The organism is Psychrobacillus sp. AK 1817 (assembly GCF_008807035.1).
Lineage (GTDB): Bacteria > Bacillota > Bacilli > Bacillales_A > Planococcaceae > Psychrobacillus > Psychrobacillus faecigallinarum.
Genome location: NZ_CP031739.1, coordinates 710,189 through 730,842, shown reverse-complemented (window position 1 = coordinate 730,842; position 20,654 = coordinate 710,189). Strand labels below are relative to the sequence as shown.

The 20,654-nt window shown below is 37.3% G+C and carries 23 protein-coding genes; all 23 read left to right on the top strand.

All coding sequences use genetic code 11. The features are described from left to right. The first annotated feature begins 49 nt into the window (after nt 1-49). The 23 genes from D0S48_RS03745 to aroA all read left to right on the top strand — a co-directional run bounded on the left by D0S48_RS03745 (nt 50) and on the right by aroA (nt 20,579). Entirely contained in the window at nt 50-697 is a 648-nt protein-coding gene (locus D0S48_RS03745; protein ID WP_144536920.1) for a flagellar brake protein, read from the top strand. 77 nt (nt 698-774) lie between these two features. Then, nucleotides 775-1,446: a (d)CMP kinase gene (cmk, locus tag D0S48_RS03740; RefSeq protein ID WP_144536918.1), complete on the top strand. Its 672-nt coding sequence runs from the start codon at nt 775-777 to the stop codon at nt 1,444-1,446. Then, on the top strand, nt 1,447-2,034 hold the full coding sequence (locus D0S48_RS03735; protein ID WP_151110179.1) for a lysophospholipid acyltransferase family protein: 588 nt from the start codon (nt 1,447-1,449) through the stop codon (nt 2,032-2,034). A 93-nt stretch (nt 2,035-2,127) separates the two neighbouring features. Continuing rightward, nucleotides 2,128-3,270 (top strand): 30S ribosomal protein S1, encoded by a 1,143-nt coding sequence (gene rpsA, locus D0S48_RS03730; RefSeq protein ID WP_151110177.1) that lies wholly within the window; start codon nt 2,128-2,130, stop codon nt 3,268-3,270. A gap of 122 nt (nt 3,271-3,392) precedes the next feature. Continuing rightward, the gene (gene der, locus D0S48_RS03725; RefSeq protein WP_144536913.1) at nt 3,393-4,703 is read left to right on the top strand and encodes a ribosome biogenesis GTPase Der; all 1,311 of its coding nucleotides are present in this window, start codon (nt 3,393-3,395) and stop codon (nt 4,701-4,703) included. A 23-nt stretch (nt 4,704-4,726) separates the two neighbouring features. Beyond that, on the top strand, nt 4,727-5,746 hold the full coding sequence (locus tag D0S48_RS03720) for an NAD(P)H-dependent glycerol-3-phosphate dehydrogenase (protein WP_151110175.1): 1,020 nt from the start codon (nt 4,727-4,729) through the stop codon (nt 5,744-5,746). 82 nt (nt 5,747-5,828) lie between these two features. Then, nucleotides 5,829-6,035 carry a DUF2768 domain-containing protein gene (locus D0S48_RS03715; protein ID WP_225321680.1) on the top strand — a complete coding sequence of 69 codons (207 nt, stop codon included), beginning with the start codon at nt 5,829-5,831 and terminating at the stop codon, nt 6,033-6,035. A gap of 13 nt (nt 6,036-6,048) precedes the next feature. Continuing rightward, a complete protein-coding gene (locus tag D0S48_RS03710; RefSeq protein ID WP_151110173.1) occupies nt 6,049-6,756 on the top strand; it encodes an LptM family lipoprotein in 708 nt (235 codons plus the stop codon). Nucleotides 6,757-6,837: 81 nt separating this feature from the next. Then, nucleotides 6,838-8,316 (top strand): stage IV sporulation protein A, encoded by a 1,479-nt coding sequence (spoIVA, locus tag D0S48_RS03705; RefSeq protein ID WP_144536907.1) that lies wholly within the window; start codon nt 6,838-6,840, stop codon nt 8,314-8,316. A gap of 173 nt (nt 8,317-8,489) precedes the next feature. Further along, nucleotides 8,490-8,762: an HU family DNA-binding protein gene (locus tag D0S48_RS03700; protein WP_144536905.1), complete on the top strand. Its 273-nt coding sequence runs from the start codon at nt 8,490-8,492 to the stop codon at nt 8,760-8,762. Nucleotides 8,763-8,940: 178 nt separating this feature from the next. Next, complete coding sequence (gene folE / locus D0S48_RS03695; RefSeq protein ID WP_144536903.1) at nt 8,941-9,510, top strand: GTP cyclohydrolase I FolE; 570 nt, start codon at nt 8,941-8,943, stop codon at nt 9,508-9,510. Nucleotides 9,511-9,577: 67 nt separating this feature from the next. After that, a complete protein-coding gene (gene mtrB / locus D0S48_RS03690; RefSeq protein ID WP_144536901.1) occupies nt 9,578-9,799 on the top strand; it encodes a trp RNA-binding attenuation protein MtrB in 222 nt (73 codons plus the stop codon). Between the two features lie 89 nt (nt 9,800-9,888). After that, entirely contained in the window at nt 9,889-10,638 is a 750-nt protein-coding gene (locus D0S48_RS03685) for a heptaprenyl diphosphate synthase component 1 (protein ID WP_144536899.1), read from the top strand. A 15-nt stretch (nt 10,639-10,653) separates the two neighbouring features. Further along, a complete protein-coding gene (locus tag D0S48_RS03680) occupies nt 10,654-11,358 on the top strand; it encodes a demethylmenaquinone methyltransferase (RefSeq protein ID WP_151110171.1) in 705 nt (234 codons plus the stop codon). Nucleotides 11,359-11,378: 20 nt separating this feature from the next. Then, nucleotides 11,379-12,353: a heptaprenyl diphosphate synthase component II gene (gene hepT / locus D0S48_RS03675; RefSeq protein WP_191963864.1), complete on the top strand. Its 975-nt coding sequence runs from the start codon at nt 11,379-11,381 to the stop codon at nt 12,351-12,353. A gap of 80 nt (nt 12,354-12,433) precedes the next feature. Then, nucleotides 12,434-12,880, top strand: coding sequence for a nucleoside-diphosphate kinase (gene ndk, locus D0S48_RS03670; RefSeq protein ID WP_151110169.1), 447 nt, complete (start codon nt 12,434-12,436; stop codon nt 12,878-12,880). A gap of 613 nt (nt 12,881-13,493) precedes the next feature. Next, entirely contained in the window at nt 13,494-14,264 is a 771-nt protein-coding gene (locus tag D0S48_RS03665) for a CheR family methyltransferase (RefSeq protein ID WP_151110167.1), read from the top strand. A 150-nt stretch (nt 14,265-14,414) separates the two neighbouring features. Then, nucleotides 14,415-15,596, top strand: a complete 1,182-nt coding sequence (gene aroC / locus D0S48_RS03660) for a chorismate synthase (RefSeq protein ID WP_151110166.1) — start codon at nt 14,415-14,417, stop codon at nt 15,594-15,596. A gap of 2 nt (nt 15,597-15,598) precedes the next feature. Continuing rightward, nucleotides 15,599-16,687, top strand: coding sequence for a 3-dehydroquinate synthase (aroB, locus tag D0S48_RS03655; protein ID WP_151110164.1), 1,089 nt, complete (start codon nt 15,599-15,601; stop codon nt 16,685-16,687). Then, nucleotides 16,688-17,053, top strand: coding sequence for a chorismate mutase (aroH, locus tag D0S48_RS03650; protein ID WP_151110162.1), 366 nt, complete (start codon nt 16,688-16,690; stop codon nt 17,051-17,053). A gap of 22 nt (nt 17,054-17,075) precedes the next feature. Beyond that, a complete protein-coding gene (gene hisC, locus D0S48_RS03645) occupies nt 17,076-18,176 on the top strand; it encodes a histidinol-phosphate transaminase (protein WP_151110160.1) in 1,101 nt (366 codons plus the stop codon). Next, on the top strand, nt 18,176-19,273 hold the full coding sequence (locus D0S48_RS03640; protein WP_144536881.1) for a prephenate dehydrogenase: 1,098 nt from the start codon (nt 18,176-18,178) through the stop codon (nt 19,271-19,273). Before hisC ends, D0S48_RS03640 begins: the two co-directional genes overlap by 1 nt. Nucleotides 19,274-19,286: 13 nt before the next feature. Further along, on the top strand, nt 19,287-20,579 hold the full coding sequence (gene aroA, locus D0S48_RS03635) for a 3-phosphoshikimate 1-carboxyvinyltransferase (RefSeq protein WP_151110158.1): 1,293 nt from the start codon (nt 19,287-19,289) through the stop codon (nt 20,577-20,579). Nucleotides 20,580-20,654 lie beyond the last annotated feature (75 nt).

The following is a 20,654-nucleotide window of genomic DNA, read 5'->3' as shown; positions in this document are numbered from 1 at the left end:
TTTAAGTGTCATAATTAAGTCATTATTACAATTAAAGAGGGTAAAAATTATGCAAATTAAACTAGGTACTAATTTAACACTTGAGCCAACATTCACAGACAAATCCGAAAAATATCGGTGTAAAGTAGTAGATATGGATGATCAGTTTATATATATCGATTATCCTATAGATACAGTTACGAATAAGACAATCGTATTGATAGAGGGTACTCAACTAAGAGCTACATTTATAGAGGAGGCTAAATCAGTATATGCCTTCCCTACAGAGGTGCTAGGTAGAAAGTTGGGGCAAATTCCGATGATAAGACTTCCTTATCCTGAATCCTCTGATTTCATGAAAATTCAACGTCGAAATTTTGTTAGGGTTGTTTCTCCCATAGATATCGCAGTTGAATTTGGAGATGAAAAATACCAATTTGTAACTGATGATATTAGTGCTGGTGGTGTGGCTATTATCATTCCCTTTGATGTGAAATTTAATGCAAATGATGAAGTTTCTCTTATTATTCCCCTACCTTTTAATAATGGAGAAATGAGATACGTTTTTACAACTGCTTTAGTTGTACGTATTTGGGAAAAAGAATCTGTAAAGATTGCATCCCTTCAATTTACCAATACAGATGATTTAGACAAGCAACAAATCGTACGGTTTTGCTTTGAAAGACAGCTGTTATTGCGAAAAAAAGGACTAAATTAAAAGTCTGTATTTACAGGCTTTTTTTTTTTGAATCGTTATATGATAAAATATATGCGTATAGAGTGGAGGATAAATTAATGAAACAAATTCAAATTGCAATAGACGGCCCAGCAGCTGCTGGTAAAAGTACAATAGCAAAACAAACAGCTGAATTATTAGGGTATACATATGTAGATACTGGAGCAATGTATCGCGCTATTACGTATAAAGCGCTTGGACTTAACATAGATTTGCAAGATGGGACTAAACTAACAGAGCTACTGAAAGAAACCTCTATTGAACTTAAGCCTTCTCCAAAGGGACAACTAGTATTCCTAGATCAAGTAGAAGTAACCGAAGAAATACGTTCTAAAGAGGTAACTGCCAACGTTTCCGTCGTAGCTGCTCATGCAAATCTACGGGAAGAAATGGTAAAGAGACAGATAGAGATGGGCAAGCATGGCGGAGTTGTTATGGATGGCCGTGATATAGGAACTCACGTACTGACTAACGCAGAACTTAAAATTTTCATGTCTGCAAGTGTGGAGGAACGAGCAAACAGAAGATTTTTAGAAAATCAAAAAAGAGGAATTCATACAAACCTAGAAGAATTAATGCATGACATAGCTTTAAGAGATAAATTAGACAGCGAAAGGGAAGCATCTCCTTTAGTAAAAGCGAAAGATGCTATTTTCATTGATACAACATCTCTTACTATTAAGGAAGTCTCTAATAAGATTATGCAGCTAGCACAAGAAAGGATGGTATGATTGGAGCTATATTCCTTTGCAAAAACAGTCGTTTTTGCAGTCTTAAAACCGATTTATCGATTTGAAGTGATAGGGTCTGAAAATTTTCCTAAAGAGGGCGGAATCTTGCTTTGTTCTAACCATATAGAAAATCTAGATCCTCCTGTTGTTGGAATCAATGCTCCACGGCCAGTCAATTTTATGGCGAAAGAGGAGCTTTTTAAAATACCTATACTAAAAAGCATACTACCTGGAGTAAGAGCTTTCCCGGTAAAAAGAGGGATGAGCGATCGTGATGCCTTACGTAAAGCGTTAAAGCTTTTAAAAGAGGGAGAGGTTGTTGGACTATTTCCTGAAGGGACAAGAAGTAAAGACGGAAAACTTGGAAAAGGCTTTGCTGGTGCAGGGTTTTTTGCGTTGAGAGGAAACGCAAATGTAGTGCCATGTGCCATAATAGGACCCTATAAACCTTTTAAACGTTTAAAAATAGTGTTTGGTGAAGTAATTGATATGGAACCATATAGAGAGAGAAGAGCCTCTGCTGAAGAAGTAACTGAAGTAATAATGGAACATATTGCTAAGCTAATAGAGCAATATAAAACTAACTGAAATATAAATTTCTATTATAAAAGTGCTTCTTTTTGTATTTCTGTGAAAGTTCGCATAAAATAGAGAAGAGACGTTGTGAAGGAGGAATATCATATGTCAGAAGAAATGAACTTAAACACGCAAGAGTTTAAAGAAGGAGATCTGGTAAAAGCGACGGTTGCACAGGTAGATGAAAAATCTGTGATCGTATCAATTGAAGGTGCACCTTTCGATGGTATAGTTCCAATTAGCGAGCTATCTAGCCTGCATATTGAAAAAGCATCCGACTCCGTTTCCATCGGTGATGAACTAGAACTTATGATTACAAAAGTAGAAGAATCAAACTATGTTCTTTCTAAAAGAAAAGTTGATGCTGAAAAAGCATGGGAAACTTTAGAAAAACAGTTCCAAACCGGAGAAATTATTGAAACAGAAGTTAAAGAGGTTGTAAAAGGTGGACTAGTAGTAGATTTAGGAGTGCGTGGATTCATACCTGCTTCCCTAATTGAAGATTACTTTGTTGAATCCTTTGAAGACTATAAAGGACGAGTTTTAACCTTTAAAATTGTAGAACTTGAAAAAGACAAAAACCGATTAATCCTTTCTCATAAAGCGGTAGTAGAGGACGAAAAGTCGGTAAATAAAAATAAAACACTTGATGCTTTAAATCCCGGTGACGTTGTTCCAGGAACAGTACAAAGATTAGCATCCTTTGGTGCATTTGTAGATATCGGAGGAGTAGATGGACTTGTTCATATCTCTCAAATATCTCATGAGCACTTAGACAATGTGTCGGACGTGTTAACTGAAGGACAAGAAGTTAAAGTAAAAGTTTTATCTATAGATCGTGATTCAGAAAGAATTTCATTGTCTATTAAAGATACTTTACCTGGCCCATGGTCTGATTTAGAAGAAAAGGCCTCAAAAGGTTCTGTTTTAACAGGAAAGGTTAGACGTTTAGTTTCTTACGGAGCTTTTGTCGAAGTTTTCCCTGGGGTTGAGGGATTGGTTCACATTTCACAAATTGCTCACCAGCACATTGGTACACCTCAAGAAGTACTTAAAGAAGGACAAGAAGTACAGGTGAAGGTGTTAGATGTAAACAGCAAAGAAAAACGTTTGTCACTAAGCATTAAAGAGCTAGTGGAGAACGAAGATAGTTTCAACTTAGCTGATTATCAAATGCCAGAGGAATCCAAGGGCTTCTCTATTAGCGATGTTCTAGGCGACCGCTTAAAGGACTTCACTAACAAGTAAGAATAGCTTTTTTTCGTCATAATATGTAACTTATTCAAGCAGGTGACTTCAATAAAGTCGCCTGCTTTTATTATTTTGTTGTATAATACAACTTAGACGAAGTTTGGAAGGATGTAATAGTAATGACAAAACCAGTAGTAGCAATCGTTGGTAGGCCTAATGTAGGTAAATCGACTATATTTAATCGCATTGTAGGAGAACGTGTATCTATCGTGGAGGACATTCCAGGAGTAACACGAGATCGTATATATAGCTCGGCTGATTGGCTTACCCATGAATTCAATATAATCGATACAGGTGGTATCGAATTAAGCGATGAACCATTTTTAGAACAAATTAAACAACAGGCTGAAATTGCAATGGAAGAAGCGGATGTGATTATCTTCTTAACAAATGGTAGAGAAGGAGTCACGGCAGCTGATGAATACGTTGCTAAAATACTTTACAAAACGAAGAAACCTGTTGTGCTAGCAGTAAACAAAATCGACAATCCAGATATGCGTGAAATGCTTTATGACTTTTATACTTTAGGATTAGGCGAACCATTTCCGATTTCCGGTTCTCATGGCTTGGGTCTAGGAGATTTATTGGATGAGGTAGCGAAAAACTTTCCTGATATAGAAGAGCAGGAATATGGTGAGGAAGTTATTAAGTTCTCCCTAATTGGTCGCCCAAATGTAGGGAAATCATCTTTAATCAATGCGTTTTTAGGTCATGAGCGCGTTATTGTTAGTGATATAGCGGGTACAACAAGAGATGCAATTGATACAGAGTACTCTTTTGATGGACAAGATTATGTGATGATCGATACTGCGGGTATGCGAAAAAAAGGGAAAGTGTATGAAACTACTGAGAAATATTCCGTTCTAAGGGCATTAAAAGCAATCGAACGTTCGGATGTCGTCTTAGTTGTTCTAAATGCAGAAGAAGGTATTCAGGAACAAGACAAGAAGATTGCAGGCTATGCTCATGAAGGTGGTAAAGCTGTAATAATTGTTATGAATAAATGGGATGCTATTGAAAAAAATGATAAAACGATGAATGAAATGACAAAATCGATTCGTGAGCATTTCCAATTTTTAGATTATGCCCCAATAGTATTTGTTTCTGCTAAAACAAAACAACGTGTTCATGCACTTTTCCCTGTCATCAATCAAGTAAGCGAAAATCATGCGATGCGTGTACAATCTTCTATCTTAAATGAAGTGATCGAAGATTCAGTTGCTAGAAACCCTGCTCCTACAGATAAGGGTAAAAGATTACGTATTTATTATGCGACCCAAGTGGCTATTAAACCACCTACATTTGTTGTATTTGTAAATGAACCTGAGTTAATGCATTTCTCTTATGAAAGATTTTTAGAAAACCGTATTCGTGAATCATTTGATTTTGAAGGTACGCCTATTAAAATTATTACTCGAGCTAGAACTTAAAATAGCATAAAGGGGGATTAAAAATGGCGAATATTACAGTGCTTGGATCTGGTAGCTGGGGAACGGCTCTTGGAATGGTTCTTGCGCATAATAACCATGATTGTCTTCTATGGTCACACAGAGAGAAGCAAGCAGAGGAAATACTCAAAGACCATACCAATAAGCAGTACTTGCCTGATACCAAATTACCCGAAAATCTTAGAGCTACAAGTGATTTGAAAGTAGCAATAGAGCACGCTTCAACGATTGTAATTGCGGTACCTACCAAAGCAATCAGAGAGGTATGTCAGGACTTTGTAAAGCTAATGAATGATAAAAAACTTTTCATCCATGTCTCTAAAGGAATTGAACCAGATTCCTTGAAACGAATTTCTGAGATGATAGCTGAAGAAATACCAGTATCTTTAGTTGAAGGTATTGTTGTCTTGTCTGGTCCAAGCCATGCTGAGGAAGTAGTGCTGCAGCATCCTACTACTATTACAGTGGCTAGTGACAACATGGTAGCTGCTGAAAAAGTGCAGGATTTATTCATGAATAATTATTTTAGAGTTTATACCAATGATGACGTTATCGGCGTAGAGATAGGGGCTGCCTTAAAGAACGTCATTGCATTAGCGGCTGGAATCGTTGATGGACTTGGTTACGGTGACAATGCAAAGGCTGCTCTTATTACTAGAGGATTAGCTGAAATTTCAAGACTTGGTATTAGTTTAGGAGCCAAGCCTTATACTTTTTCAGGTTTAACAGGTATGGGAGATTTAATAGCAACGTGTACGAGCGTTCATTCTCGTAACTGGAGAGCAGGTAATCTACTTGGTAAGGGTGCAAGTCTAGAGGAAGTGCTAGAAGAAGTAGGAATGATTGTAGAAGGCGTTCGTACGACAAAAGCAGCTCATCAGCTGGCGGTAAAACAAGAAGTCGATATGCCTATAACAGCAGCACTCCACTCTGTTCTTTTTGAAAATGTACACCCGAAAGAAGCGGTGGATTCACTAATGCACCGTACGAAAAAAAATGAATTGGAAGATTATAAGACGTTTTAAAAATTGACATAAAAAAGAGTTGTATGCAAAAGCAACTCTTTTTTCATGTGATATAATATTTTCATGAAAGGTGGGGAAACTCTTGTTACTAGTCTCTTCAATGGACAAAATGTGGATATCCTTTGGCTCCATGGGATGTATGTTTATGGCCATGTTATTAATGTTTTTTGTTAAAAATAAATTTTCTAACCGAATCCTAAAATTCATCTTTGGTCTAATAGCATACATATTACTATTCATAGGATTTATCACGATGGTTTATATCATTTTCAATCCAACAAAAGCTTAGTAAGGAGATTCGGATGAAAAAACTATTATTAACAGTTATGGCGATGGTTGTACTAGTATTAAGTGGATGTGGTTTTAAAGGTGGTTACGAGCCAGAAAACCTATTACCTTATGAAGACCAGCTAAATTCCGTTCAAACTGCAGTAGAGAGCTTTAGAGAAGCTTCAGGTGGTTTGTTGCCTATTAAAACACGTGAGCAGGAAACAGATCAATATATAAAATATCCAATAGATTTTAAGAAAGTTGTTCCCGCGTACTTAGGAAAAACTCCGGCTAATTCATTCGAAGCAGGTGGAATTTATCAGTATGTTTTAATGGACGTGGAGGAAAATCCAACTGTTAAATTGGTAGATTTGCGAATTGCAGATACATTGCGTGATATTAACTATCGAAAAGGTATTAATGGCTATGGCCCTATCGCTGAGACAATCACGGAAGGGGTCTATAAGCTAGATTATAAAAAAATGGGTTACAAGAATGAATTATCTGTTCAAAGCCCTTATTCCGACACAATGCTCCCTTTAGTGGCTACTGGAGACGGAAAAGTGTATGTAGACTATTCGATTGAGCTAAATCGAATGCTACAAGACACAGAAGTCAATGTGAAGCCAGGTGATGATATACGTTTTCTGCTAACAGACAACTTCGCAATTGTTCCTGCATATTCATTGCCATATACAGTCGATGAAAATAACGAACCAGTTTTTATGCTCAATAAATAACAACATAGGAAACGTTTCATGTGTTATGCATGAAACGTTTTTTTAGTGCATATATTAAATTGCGAAGAAAGGAGAATACCGATGTCTAGTAAACTGTATGAACAAATAGCAGAAAGAACAAATGGCGATGTGTATCTTGGTGTAGTAGGTCCGGTTAGGGTAGGTAAATCTACGTTTGTCAAAAGAGTAATGGAGCTAGTTGTAATACCGAATATTGTTGAGGAATCAGAAAGATTACGAGCACAAGACGAACTTCCACAAAGCTCTCCTGGAAACGTCATCATGACTGCAGAACCTAAGTTCGTTCCAGCCCATGGCACTAATATATACTTGGGAGAAGAACAACTGCGGCTGCAAATTAGATTAGTAGATTGTGTAGGTTATATGATTGATGGTATTAAAACCCACTCAGGTGAAGAGGGGCAAAAACTTGTCCATACACCATGGCACAATGACGCTATTCCGTTTGAAGAAGCAGCGAGAATTGGGACTGACAAAGTCATACGCGATCACTCCACAATCGGAATTGTAGTGACGACCGATGGCACTGTGAATAATATTCCAAGAAGAGCAGCTGAATCAGCGGAAAATGAAATTATCACTCAACTAAAGGAAATAGGAAAGCCTTTTGTTATTGTTGTAAATAGTAAAACGCCTGGCCATTTAGAAACACTACAATTATGTGAAGAGCTTCAAAAATACCATGAGGTGCCTGTAATTCCAGTCGCTGTCGATAGAATGACCGCGGATGAAATTCAGTACATACTCCAACAGGCGCTTTATGAATTTCCAATTACGGATATTGAACTGGTAAAACCTGATTGGACAGATGTATTGGAACCAGATCATTTTGTGAACAATCAAATTACGACTTCTTTACAGGAGTGGTTGCAAATTGTTTCTAAAATGAGAGATGTCAAGGAGTTGGCTTCGAAATTTAAAGAAGTACCATTTATTAAAACAGCAGAGGTGATAGAAGCAGATCCAGGTAGGGGCTCTGCTTGTATTCAAATAGATCTTAAACCAGAGGTATTTCAAGAAGTTTGCGATGAATGGCTAGATGAACCGATTACGTCTAAAAAAGATTGGCTCTTGTTTGTGAAGGAGGCTTCAACTGCTAAAAAAGCATATCATCGATTTGCCGATGCTCTTGAAGCAGCAAAAACTACTGGTTATGGAGTATCTTTGCCGTCAATACAAGACTTCCAGCCTTCTGCACCTGAAATTATTAAGCAAAATAATTTCTTCGGGGTTAGTTTAAAGGCTAAGGCATCCTCTCTCCATATTATTCGTGTAGATATGGAAGCGGAATTTGCCCCACTTTTGGGCTCAGAATTTCATAGTCAGCAGCTTCTAAAGGATTTAAAACATGGGTTCTTACATGACCGAGATGCATTATGGGAAACACAAGTTTTTGGAACTTCTCTTGTAGAGGTTATGAAAGAAAGCATTCGATATAAAACAGAAAGTGTTAGTCAGGTTGCGAAGAAGAGAATGCGTCAAACAATTGAAAGAATGGTAAATGAGGGAGACCGAGGAATGGTTACCTTTATTTTATAAATATGATTTGGGGCTTTTTGCGACTATGCAAAAAGTCCCGTTATTTTGTTAAATTACCTTTTTTTTTAGGAAAGTTGCTCAAACACAGATAAATAGTGTTGCGAAGGGTTTTCGGTTGTGATACTCTTTTTACAGGATTGAAGCTTATCTTCCTTTGAGAGGAGGTGAATAGTATGAATAAAACAGAATTAGTGAACTCTGTCGCAGAGGCTGCTGATTTATCTAAAAAAGATGCATCTAAAGCGGTTGAAGCTGTATTTGAATCAATTCAAACTGCTCTTGCAGATGGTGAAAAAGTTCAATTAATCGGTTTTGGTAACTTCGAGGTTCGTGAACGTGCTGCACGTAAAGGACGTAACCCTCAAACAGGTAAAGAAATCGACATCGCTGCTAGCAAGGTGCCTGCTTTTAAACCAGGTAAAGCACTTAAAGATGCAGTAAAATAATGGATGATGTAGTACATAGAACGGTTACTGTGAAGCTTGCTTCATGGTAGCCGTTCTTTTCTTTTTATTATATAATATTAATTTGTGTTGTCTGTGAAGTGAAAATTATTTCTTATCTGCGTTTCATATGCTAAGATACATACGACATATTATGCAGTTTTATCTAGGGGGTCAGCAGATGACGAAGGTCAATCTGAAAAAAATAGAAGATGCAGTGACGATGATTTTAGAAGCTATTGGGGAGGATCCTACAAGAGAAGGATTACTGGATACTCCAAAAAGAGTTTCTAAAATGTATGCAGAAATGTTTGAAGGGCTTCATCAAGATCCAAAAGAACATTTCAAAACAGTTTTTAATGAGGAGCATGAGGAACTAGTTTTAGTAAAAGATATACCTTTTTTCTCTATGTGTGAACATCATTTAGTACCTTTTTATGGTAAGGCACATGTAGCATACATACCTAGAGATGGAAAAGTGACAGGGCTTAGTAAGCTTGCTAGAGCGGTAGAAGTTACAGCAAGAAGACCTCAGCTTCAAGAAAGAATTACTTCTACAATTGCGGACGACATTATGGAAATGATTAACCCACATGGCGTTTATGTTGTCATTGAGGCTGAGCATATGTGTATGACGATGCGCGGGATAAAAAAACCAGGCGCTAAGACAGTAACTGCTGTAGCAAGAGGTATATACGAAACAGACGAGATTAAACGTTCAGAGGTTTTATCGTTTATCCGAATGAAATAACTACTTTTGAGGATAGTAAATAATATGGTATGATGAATTTAGATTATGAACAAAGGAGACTATTGTAATGTCTAGTTCAGATTTTATCGTTATAAAGGCAGAGGAAGATGGAGTACAAGTGATAGGCTTGACTCGTGGCTCAGATACTAAATTTCACCATTCAGAAAAACTTGATACAGGTGAAGTAATGATCGCTCAGTTTACAGAGCATACATCTGCAATGAAAATTAGAGGTAAAGCTTCCATTCATACAGACAATGGAATTATCCAAAGTGATTCTAAGAAATAATTAACCTAAATGGCCAATAATCGCTAGTTATAATATATTTGATCATGACAGATTAAAGCTAACTGCGATTGGGAAATGGAGTAAAGTGTATGAATGAATCTTTGATTAAACATCATATAGAACAATATAAAAAAGATATTCTCATGCAAATACAGCATAATACTCTGTTAAAATATGCAGGAATACCTGTTATTGATGAAGATCGTTTGTTTTTTACACTTTTACCGCTACTCAATGGGGAAGAATGGGCTGAAGCAAACAAACAATCAACCATTGCCGTATCCCTTATTTTTGCAGCACTTGCCGCTCATGATTTGGTGAAGGAACAAAACGCAACGACAAAAGAGCAGCAATTACAAGTATTAGCTGGAGATTATTATAGTGGGAAATATTATCAGCTATTAGCTAAGGGGAAGCAAATTGAGTTAATTCAAATCTTTTCCTCAGGAGTCTCATCTATCACGGAGCATAAAACAAGATTTTATGATCACTTAGATTACTCATATGGAGAACTTATGCAATCTATTCAATTGATCGAAAGTAAGCCAATTGAACAATTTATGGAGCACTTTTCCTACAATGAGTATGTATTTATCATGAAAGAAGCTTTACTTCTCCTAGCTCTAAGAAGAGAGTTAACTGCTTATGAAAATAGGGAAGAAACATTTTATATCCGAAACTCATTCCTACTACAGACTAAGATAGAAACTCTTCGCGCTGAAATGGAAGCGGTTGAAAAAAATTTGGTGCGCGATGTAAGATACTCGAATATATTAAAAGAAAATGTAAAGCATGCGATTTTAGAGCGAGTGACCGAACAAGCTTTAAAAAGCAGTTGAGAGAAGGTTTAACACATGGGAAAAACAAAAGAACAGCATGTCCATGAAGTTTTTGAGAAAATCTCTGAGAACTACGATTCTATGAATTCTGTCATAAGCTTTCAACAGCACAAAATTTGGCGCAGCGATACGATGAAAGCAATGCAGGTTAAAGAAGGAAGCAGCGCCTTAGACGTTTGCTGTGGTACGGCGGACTGGACAATTGCAATAGCGAAAGAGGCAGGTCCTACAGGAACAGTTAAAGGGCTAGATTTTAGTCAAAATATGCTGAATGTAGGAAAAGAAAAAGTAAAGGAAATTCCACAAATAGAATTGATTCATGGAAATGCTATGGAGTTGCCCTTTGAAGACAATACATTCGACTATGTAACTATTGGATTTGGTTTACGAAATGTTCCGGATTATAAACAAGTGTTGCAAGAAATGAATCGAGTAGCTAAACCAGGCGGTATGATTGTTTGTTTAGAAACCTCTCAGCCGGATTCGAAGCTCTTTAATGCTGGATTCCGCTTTTACTTTAGATATATCATGCCAGTTTTTGGAAAGCTTTTTGCTAAGAGCTACAAAGAGTATTCTTGGTTACAAGAGTCTGCAAAGGAATTTCCTAATAGAGCGGAACTGGCCAAATTATTTGAAACGGTAGGAATGGTTAACGTTAATAGTAAACCATACAGCGGTGGGGCAGCAGCCAGACATATTGGCTTTAAGAAAGATTTTTAAGTGGGGGAAGGTTTGTTTCTGTGGATAAGATGAGATTAAAACTGCTTTATTCCGATCTTAAATCGGATTTGGAAGTCATTGAAAATGAATTAGCAGCAGCTGTGAATTCTTCCTCCCACTTATTGAATGAGGCCTCGCTTCATTTGTTGCTAGCAGGGGGAAAACGAATTCGCCCCGTGTTTGTACTGCTTTCCGCTAAATTTGGAAACTATTCTATAGAGTCTATTAAGCAAGTTGCTGTTTCTGTCGAATTGATTCATATGGCATCTTTAGTCCATGATGATGTAATAGATGATGCTGAAACTAGAAGAGGCCGAGAAACGGTGAAGTCCCAGTGGAACAACCGAGTAGCTATGTATACAGGTGACTTTCTTTTTGCTAAGGCTATTGAATACATAACAGCAGTAAAAAATACATACGCCCACGAAGTTCTCTCGCACACGATGGTTGAGCTTTGTATCGGGGAGATTATTCAAATTGAGGACAAGGGTTTTGTTGATCAGACAGTTAGAGATTATTTAAGAAGAATAAAAAGAAAGACTGCAATTCTCATCTCGGCTAGCTGCGAATTAGGTGCTATTTCATCCGGAGCAGATGAAAAGACTGTTAGGCATTTAAAGAGATTTGGTTATTATGTGGGAATGTCTTTTCAGATTATTGATGACATCTTAGATTTTACATCCACTGAGGAAGAGCTAGGTAAACCAGCTGGTGGTGATCTGTTGCAGGGAAATATTACTTTACCTGTTATTTACGCAAAGAACGATCCAACTATCCATCCGCTATTGCAAAAAGTCTTTGATGGTGAAATTGAAGAGCGAGAGATGCAAGTATTACTTGACGAGATTCGTCAATCGGATGGTATAAAACGCGCTAAACAAATAAGTAATATGTATTTACAAAAGGCACTGTATGAAGTAAAACAACTTCCAACAAACTCTGCCAAGAAATCTTTGCAAAATGTTGCATTATTTATGAGCAAACGCAACTTTTAATTGAAATTAATTGACTGTAATGTTAGTATTTTTAACGGTGGAGAAATAAAATCCATTTTATATTTGAAGGAGTGTTCATGATGGAAAAAACATTTTTAATGGTAAAACCTGACGGCGTACAACGTAACTTAATTGGAGAAATCGTTAGTCGTTTCGAGAAAAAAGGATTCCAATTAGTTGGAGCAAAATTAATGCAAATTCCTACTGAATTAGCAGAACAACACTACGGTGAGCACAAAGAACGTCCATTCTTCGGAGAACTAGTTGACTTCATCACTTCTGGACCAGTTTTTGCAATGGTTTGGGAAGGTGAAAATGTTATTTCTACAGCTCGTTTAATGATGGGTGCTACTAACCCAAAAGAATCTGCTCCAGGAACTATTCGTGGTGACTTCGCAGTAACTGTTGGAAAAAACATTATCCACGGTTCTGATGCACCTGAAAGCGCTGAGCGTGAAATTGGATTATTCTTCAAGCAAGAAGAGCTAGTATCTTACTCTAAAGATGCTAACAAATGGATTAACTAATTAAAATGTATGAATAAAACCAATTCTCTTAATGGAGAGTTGGTTTCAGACTGTAGACAAACTCAAAGAAATTTGAAATTGTTTATAGTCTTTTTTTATTTACAATACATATAAGAAATTGTCGAATTCCATTTCGGGCACGGCCTCAGCCTTCTTCCTCTCTACGCTCAGACCCGGTGCTTCGCCTTGTGCTGTTAGCTTAAGAGTCTTCGCGCCTTCCATTTCAATCGACCATTGTCGGCATATTTAAATAGTGCTGAGTATCCTGATGACTAAAAGTCTAATCAATGAATGTGAACAACTTGAAATGCTAATGTTTAAGCCACTTGGCCAAAGCACCAGTTGTCCGTAAATTAAATGCAATGATTGATTCCTTTTACCTTTTCATTTATCCATTGGTAGAACTTCTTTACTCAACTACTAAGAGACCACCACCTCCTATCTATGTGTTTGCTTATCTTTGCTAAATTCCTTCTAATCCTATGTTTTATATTTTATCTAACAAAAAAGAATTTAAAGTAAATGTTCATATTTCTCTGTTTTTTAACTATATTCTAAACGAATAGATTGCGCTATACTTTATAGATAGGCTAGTGGAAGGGAACGATATTATTTGCAAGATTACATAAAATTTGTCGAATCTATTAAAAGAAAAACTGGTATTGATTTAGCTTTATATAAGGAAGCCCAAATGAAACGTCGCTTAACGTCATTATATGAAAAAAAAGGTTATAAGAATTTTATTTCTTTCTTTGAGGCGATAGACAAAGACCGAGATCTTCTGAATGAGTTTTTAGACAGGATGACTATTAATGTATCAGAATTTTATCGAAACAGTAAGAGATGGGAAGTATTACAACAAAAAATTTTTCCAAAGCTGTTAGCCGAAAATAAGCGATTAAAAATATGGAGTGCTGCGTGCTCAACAGGAGAAGAGCCCTATACTACAGCCATGGTGCTTTCAAACCATCTACCATTGTCTCAGATATCAATTATAGCGACTGATATAGATGAAAATGCAATCCAAAGAGCGAAGGTAGGTATCTATCCTGAAAGGTCATTGGCCGAGGTACCAGTTGAAATGAAGAATAAGTATTTTGAGAAGCAAACTTCATTTTATAAAATAGATGATATTATTAAACGAACAGTTACCTTTAAAAAGCATAATCTTTTAATGGATACATACGAGAAAAATCTCGATCTGATTATTTGTCGCAATGTCATGATTTATTTTACTGAAGAAGCTAAAGACCAAATTTACCAAAGTTTTAGCAACTCATTACGTCCTGGTGGGATACTTTTTGTCGGCAGTACAGAACAAATTTTTAATCCTACTAAATACGGATTTGAACCGGAGGATACTTTTTTCTATAGAAAAAAGTAGTAAGATTGCATTAAGTTTGGCTAAGCAAAGAATTAGTGGCATTTAATGAGGAACTGTCCGATAAAAAACGGACAGTTTTTCTTCTATACTTTAAGTTTATATGTTATAGTTGAAAACAAATACTTTAGCGAGTTGAAGGGGGAAAGCGTTTTGCGTTATTTAACAGCAGGTGAGTCACATGGACCACAACTAACAGCCATTATAGAGGGTTTACCAGCCCAATTAGAGATTACAGGTGAAAAGATAAACAAGGAATTAAAACGACGTCAAGGTGGACATGGCCGAGGAAGACGTATGCAAATAGAAAAAGATACAGTTGCCATCACAGCAGGAGTGCGTCACGGTAAATCACTAGGATCTCCAGTCTGCCTAGTAGTTAATAATGATGATTGGAAACATTGGACTCATATTATGGGCATTGAACCGCTTGGAGAAGACGTGGATCCGGACGAGATTAAAAGAAAGATTACAAGACCTCGTCCAGGTCACGCAGATCTTGTCGGTGGTATGAAATATGGCCATCGTGATCTAAGAAATGTTTTAGAGCGTTCTTCTGCTAGAGAAACAACCGTCCGAGTGGCAGTTGGAGCAGTAGCAAAACAATTATTAAATGAGCTTGGTATTTCCATTGTTGCACATGTAACCAAAATAGGCGGTATTGAAGCAGATTTAAATTTAGCAGAAGGAATGTCGATTGATGAAATTCGTGAGAAAGTGGAGGCAGACCCTGTCTATTGTTTAGATTCTGAAGCTTCTGGGAAGATGGTAGAGGCAATTGACCAAGCTAAAAAAGCTGGAGACACTATTGGAGGAGTCGTTGAGGTAATAATTACAGGTATGCCTGCAGGTGTTGGAAGCTATGTTCATTATGATCGAAAGCTTGACGGTAAACTCGCTATGGCAATGATGAGTATCAATGCATTTAAGGGAGTCGAGGTTGGCTTAGGATTTGAGATGGCTAACTTGTTTGGTAGTCAAGTGCACGATCAAATCTCTTGGGACAAAGAAGTGGGATACGTTCGTGATACAAACAGACTTGGTGGTATCGAGGGTGGTATGTCAACAGGAATGCCGATTGTTGTAAGAGGTGTGATGAAGCCTATACCAACATTATATAAACCTTTACAAAGTGTTGATATCGATACAAAGGAGCAGTTTAAAGCAAGCATTGAACGATCTGATAGCTGTGCAGTACCAGCAGCATCTGTAGTAGCAGAAAACGTTATTGCCTGGGAAGTTGCTTCAGCTGTATTAGATACTTTTAAAGGCGATCAAATGGATATTTTAAAAGCAGATATTGAAAGACATAGAGCGTATACAAAGGGGTTTTGAACATGATTATCCCAGTTAAAACAAATGCCTCTGTTTACGAGGTGCATCTTGGAGAAGGCATCCTTGAGGATTTTTCCTTCAGAAATAAAAAAAAGCTAGAAGACTATGATCAGTTAATTATCGTAAGCGATGAAATTGTTTGGAGTTTACATGAGGACTATGTAAGAGAAAATTTTACCGCTCCGTTTAAAATATGTATTGTTCCAACTGGCGAGTCCTGTAAAACCTTTGAATCCTATTTAAATGTACAAACCTTTCTTTTACAGGAGGGAGCTACACGGAACTCCGCTCTATTTGCTTTTGGGGGAGGGGCTGTAGGAGATTTAACAGGGTTTGTTGCAGCTACCTTTATGCGAGGCATTGCATTCTATCAAATCCCTACTACTATCCTTGCACATGACAGCTCTGTTGGTGGGAAAACAGCGATTAATCATCCGATTGGAAAGAATATGATAGGTGCTTTTTATCAGCCGAAAGAAGTGATTTATGATTTTCACTTTTTAAAGACACTTCCTCTAAGAGAGGTTAAGTCCGGCATGGCTGAGGTTATTAAGCATTCACTTATTAGCGATAATAAGTGGGTGGAGGAATTTTACCAGCTTACTTCATTAAGTAATTTAGATAAACATCAATTGTTACAATGGCTGGATAAGGGGATTCGTGTCAAAGCCAAAATTGTTGAAATGGATGAAAAAGAGAACAGCTTCCGAAAATATCTCAACTTTGGGCATACATATGGTCACGCAGTAGAAGCCTCCATCGGATACGGAAAGATTTCACATGGGGAAGCAGTAATGATTGGAATGATTCCCGCACTAATGCTTAGTGAAAAGTTCGGCAATCTGCCTAATGGCTTTGCAAAATCATTTTACTCGTTGGCTATGAGACTTGGATATGATATAAAGCAGGTTTTAGCATGTCCCTTTGAGAAATTGGCGGATTTCATGCTGAAGGATAAAAAGACAATGAAAAAGCAACTGCATTTTGCATTACTTGACACCATTGGAGTGCCTTTTATAAAGGTTGTTCCAATGGAAGACATAAAACAGTGTGACGAACAATTACGAAAATGGATAATGGAGGGGAAATAATTGATTAGAGGCGTTAGAGGAGCAACAACAGTGGATGCAGATTCTAATGAGCAAGTATTGCAAGAAACGTCCCGTCTTGCTTTAGAAATGGTCAAGGCGAACGACATTGATCCTGAGTCAATCGCTTCTGTCATTATTAGCACCACTACGGATATTACTTCAGCATTTCCTGCGAGGGCTGTGAGAGGTATAGAAGGATGGTCGCATGTCCCGGTAATGTGTACGCACGAAATGAATGTCCCGGGTGCGCTAGAGAAATGCATACGTTTAATGATGCATGTCAATACAGAGAAATCACAAAAGGATATACAACACATATATTTAAACAAGGCAATTCAATTGAGACCAGATTTATTAAAAAGATAATAATAGAATTGGGGTAAATAGAATGAAATTCAAAAAACAAATTGCTGGATTACAAGCATACCAACCAGGAAAAACAATGGATGAAGTTAAGAAGGCCTTTAATCTTGAAAAGGTTACAAAGCTTGCATCTAACGAAAATCCATATGGTGCTTCACCAAAAGTAAAGGAATTTTTGGCAAATGCTAATATAGATTTTGCATTATATCCAGATGGATATGCCTCTAAGCTTCGCACGGCGGTTGCTAACCGTTTGAATATTTCCGAAAAGCAATTGTTATTTGGTAACGGCTCTGACGAGAATATATTAATCGTTTCCAGAGCGATTCTAGAGCCTGGTTTAAATACTATTATGGCAGATTTAACTTTTGGTCAATACAAGCATAATGCCGTGGTGGAGGGCGCAGAAGCACGTACTGTTCCTCTTACAGCAGAGGGAGAGCATGATTTAGAAAAAATGCTTGCGGCCATCGATGAAAACACAGCAATTGTTTGGATTTGTAATCCTAATAATCCTACAGGGACTCTAACTCCAAGCGATAAAATAAAGGCTTTTGTAGAGCAAGCACCAAGTGATGTATTAATCGTATTAGATGAAGCTTATACAGAGTACATTACGGATAGTAGTTATGAAGATTCTATTCAGTTAATAGAAAAACATCCCAATGTTTTAGTGATGCGTACCTTCTCAAAAGCTTATGGGTTAGCAAGCTTCCGTGTAGGTTACGCAGTAGGTTCTGAGGAAGTAATTAGTCAGCTAGAGCCGACGAGAGAGCCATTTAACAATACCGTCATCTCTCAGGAAGTAGCCATATTAGGACTGAGCGATCAGCAATTCATCGCTGATTGCAAAGAAAAAAATAATGCTGGGAAATCTCAATTCGAAGCATATTGTAAAGAGCGAAAGCTGCACTTCTATCCTTCTCACACAAATTTTATTTTGATGGAAGTAAAAGCTGATAGTGACGTAGTTTTCCAAGGGCTTATGCAGCGTGGATATATCGTTCGCAGTGGTAATGCTTTAGGAAAACCAGGGTATCTTAGAATTACTATTGGAACAAAAGAACAAAATGAAGAATTACTTCAAAAACTAGATGAAGTATTGACAGAGGTAGGGGTAATTTAATGAAACAAACCATCTTCATTATTGGACTTGGTCTCATAGGAGGCTCTCTAGCTTTAGGGCTAAAGAGGAAAGACGGTCTGACTATTGTAGGCTATGATAGCAATGAAAATTCTCTTGTTACTGCTAAAAAGCTAGGGGTAATTGATGAAATTGCTTCTAATATGGAAGATGCTGCACAGCAAGCAGATATTATCGTATTTGCAACTCCAGTCAGTATAACAATCGACCTTATGAAGCTGCTTCCAACATGGAAACTAAAAGAAAATGTGATCATTACGGATACGGGTAGCACGAAGAATGAAATAATGAATGCTGCTGAAGTACTTAAGCATTTTGGAATTACTTTTATTGGGGGGCATCCGATGGCTGGTTCCCATAAAAGTGGTATAGGAGCAGCTCGTGCCTATTTGTTTGAAAATGCATATTATATGCTTACTCCCTTTGTAGACGAAGCGGAGGAAAATTTAAAGAGACTTAAGGATATTTTGCTAGTTACTAAAGCAAAGCTCGTTGAGATTAGTGCACAGGAGCATGACCATATGACAGCAACTGTTAGCCACTTCCCTCATTTAATAGCAGCCTCACTTGTACATCAACTGTCAGAGGAAAATAAGAGCTTTCCTTTTACAAAGCAGCTAGCAGCAGGTGGTTTTCGAGATATAACTCGTATTGCTTCTTCCAACCCGATTATGTGGAGAGACATAACGATGCAAAACCGCCAGGAAATTAGTAATCAGCTTCAGCTTTGGACGGAGGAGATGTTACGATTAAAGCATCTTATAGAAAAGGCAGACCAAAAAGATATCGAGGAATACTTTGCACAGGCAAAACAAATTCGAGATGATCTACCAATTGCTCAAGGAGCATTATATAGTGTATATGACCTGTATGTGGATGTTCCGGATTATGCCGGTGTTATCTCCGAAGTTATTGGTTATTTAGCAAAAGAGGATATAAGTATAACAAATTTGCGTATTGTGGAAACAAGAGAAGACATATTTGGTATTTTGGTCATTAGCTTTCAGTCGATGGAAGACCGTGCGAAGGCTGTTAAATGTATTGCTACTCATACCTCATTTGATACATATATTGCTTAGGGAGGGATCTACGATGTCAGATAAACTATTAAATTTTGATAAGCCTTCCTTACAAGGAAGTATTAAAATACCAGGGGATAAATCAGTTTCTCATCGTTCTATTATGTTTGGGGCTATCGCAGAAGGAACTACAACAGTAGAAGGCTTCCTACAGAGTGATGATTGCTTAAGTACAATTGATTGCTTCTCAAAGCTCGGGGTTGATATAAAGGTAGAAGAGGACCGTGTAGAAATAAAAAGCAACGGGATTTCTACATGGAAAGAACCTGATGAGATTTTATATACTGGTAACTCTGGAACTACAACTCGTTTAATGCTTGGAATATTAGCAGGATCTAATATCTCCTCTGTACTAATAGGGGATGAGTCAATTCAAAAAAGGCCTATGAAAAGAGTTACTGAGCCATTAAAGCAAATGGGCGCAAAACTGATTGGTCGAGCAAATGGACAGTACACCCCAATATCAGTGGAGGGGTCAAATTTGCAGGCCATCCATTATAAAATGCCTGTAGCAAGTGCTCAAGTTAAATCTGCTATATTATTAGCTGCTTTGAATGCTGAAGGTGAAACAATAGTAGAAGAAATAGAGACTACTCGTGACCATACAGAAAAAATGCTTAGTCATTTTGGAGTAAATATTCAAGTTGAGGACAGAATGATTCGTCTTCACGGTGGGCAAAAGCTAACAGGTACTCATGTAATAGTGCCTGGGGATATATCATCTGCTGCCTTTTTCTTGGTTGCGGGGGCTATTTCTCCAAAGAGTAGGTTGGAGCTGACCAATGTAGGGTTAAATAAAACTCGGACAGGGATCATTGACGTATTACAATCTATGGGTGCATCTTTAACAATCGATATATCAGAAAATACAAGTCACGAGCTAATCGGTGCTTTGACTATTGAAACGTCAGATTTAAAAGGTACAACTATAGGAGGCGATCTAATTCCTAGATTAATAGATGAGATACCAGTAATAGCTCTTCTAGCAACTCAAGCTAAGGGAAAAACAATTATCAAAAATGCAGAAGAATTAAAAGTAAAAGAAACAAATCGCATAGACGCAGTTGTTAATGAACTACGAAAACTTGGAGCTAATATTACTCCTACAGAAGACGGGATGATCATAGAAGGGCCAACTCCATTGCATGGCGGAGAATTATTGACTTACGGAGACCATCGTATTGGGATGATGGCTGCTATTGCGGCACTAATTACAGAGGGATCGGTATCAATCGACAATCATGAATGTATTGCTGTTTCTTATCCAAATTTCTTTGAACATATAGAAAAAGTCACGAAACAATAACTTTTCCATAACTCTCCCTAATAAGGAGAGTCTTTTTCTTGTTCTACTTTAAAAGTTCTTGTACGATTAATAAAT

What these genes read in the sequence shown, in the direction of transcription:
- D0S48_RS03640 (WP_144536881.1), top strand. Translation starts at nt 18,176, where the DNA reads ATGAAACAAACCATCTTCATTATTGGACTTGGTCTCATAGGAGGCTCT.
- ndk (WP_151110169.1), top strand. Translation starts at nt 12,434, where the DNA reads ATGGAAAAAACATTTTTAATGGTAAAACCTGACGGCGTACAACGTAAC.
- aroB (WP_151110164.1), top strand. Translation starts at nt 15,599, where the DNA reads ATGATTATCCCAGTTAAAACAAATGCCTCTGTTTACGAGGTGCATCTT.
- D0S48_RS03745 (WP_144536920.1), top strand. Translation starts at nt 50, where the DNA reads ATGCAAATTAAACTAGGTACTAATTTAACACTTGAGCCAACATTCACA.
- der (WP_144536913.1), top strand. Translation starts at nt 3,393, where the DNA reads ATGACAAAACCAGTAGTAGCAATCGTTGGTAGGCCTAATGTAGGTAAA.
- D0S48_RS03710 (WP_151110173.1), top strand. Translation starts at nt 6,049, where the DNA reads ATGAAAAAACTATTATTAACAGTTATGGCGATGGTTGTACTAGTATTA.
- hisC (WP_151110160.1), top strand. Translation starts at nt 17,076, where the DNA reads ATGAAATTCAAAAAACAAATTGCTGGATTACAAGCATACCAACCAGGA.
- aroA (WP_151110158.1), top strand. Translation starts at nt 19,287, where the DNA reads ATGTCAGATAAACTATTAAATTTTGATAAGCCTTCCTTACAAGGAAGT.
- spoIVA (WP_144536907.1), top strand. Translation starts at nt 6,838, where the DNA reads ATGTCTAGTAAACTGTATGAACAAATAGCAGAAAGAACAAATGGCGAT.
- D0S48_RS03700 (WP_144536905.1), top strand. Translation starts at nt 8,490, where the DNA reads ATGAATAAAACAGAATTAGTGAACTCTGTCGCAGAGGCTGCTGATTTA.
- D0S48_RS03720 (WP_151110175.1), top strand. Translation starts at nt 4,727, where the DNA reads ATGGCGAATATTACAGTGCTTGGATCTGGTAGCTGGGGAACGGCTCTT.
- folE (WP_144536903.1), top strand. Translation starts at nt 8,941, where the DNA reads ATGACGAAGGTCAATCTGAAAAAAATAGAAGATGCAGTGACGATGATT.
- D0S48_RS03685 (WP_144536899.1), top strand. Translation starts at nt 9,889, where the DNA reads ATGAATGAATCTTTGATTAAACATCATATAGAACAATATAAAAAAGAT.
- cmk (WP_144536918.1), top strand. Translation starts at nt 775, where the DNA reads ATGAAACAAATTCAAATTGCAATAGACGGCCCAGCAGCTGCTGGTAAA.
- mtrB (WP_144536901.1), top strand. Translation starts at nt 9,578, where the DNA reads ATGTCTAGTTCAGATTTTATCGTTATAAAGGCAGAGGAAGATGGAGTA.
- D0S48_RS03680 (WP_151110171.1), top strand. Translation starts at nt 10,654, where the DNA reads ATGGGAAAAACAAAAGAACAGCATGTCCATGAAGTTTTTGAGAAAATC.
- rpsA (WP_151110177.1), top strand. Translation starts at nt 2,128, where the DNA reads ATGTCAGAAGAAATGAACTTAAACACGCAAGAGTTTAAAGAAGGAGAT.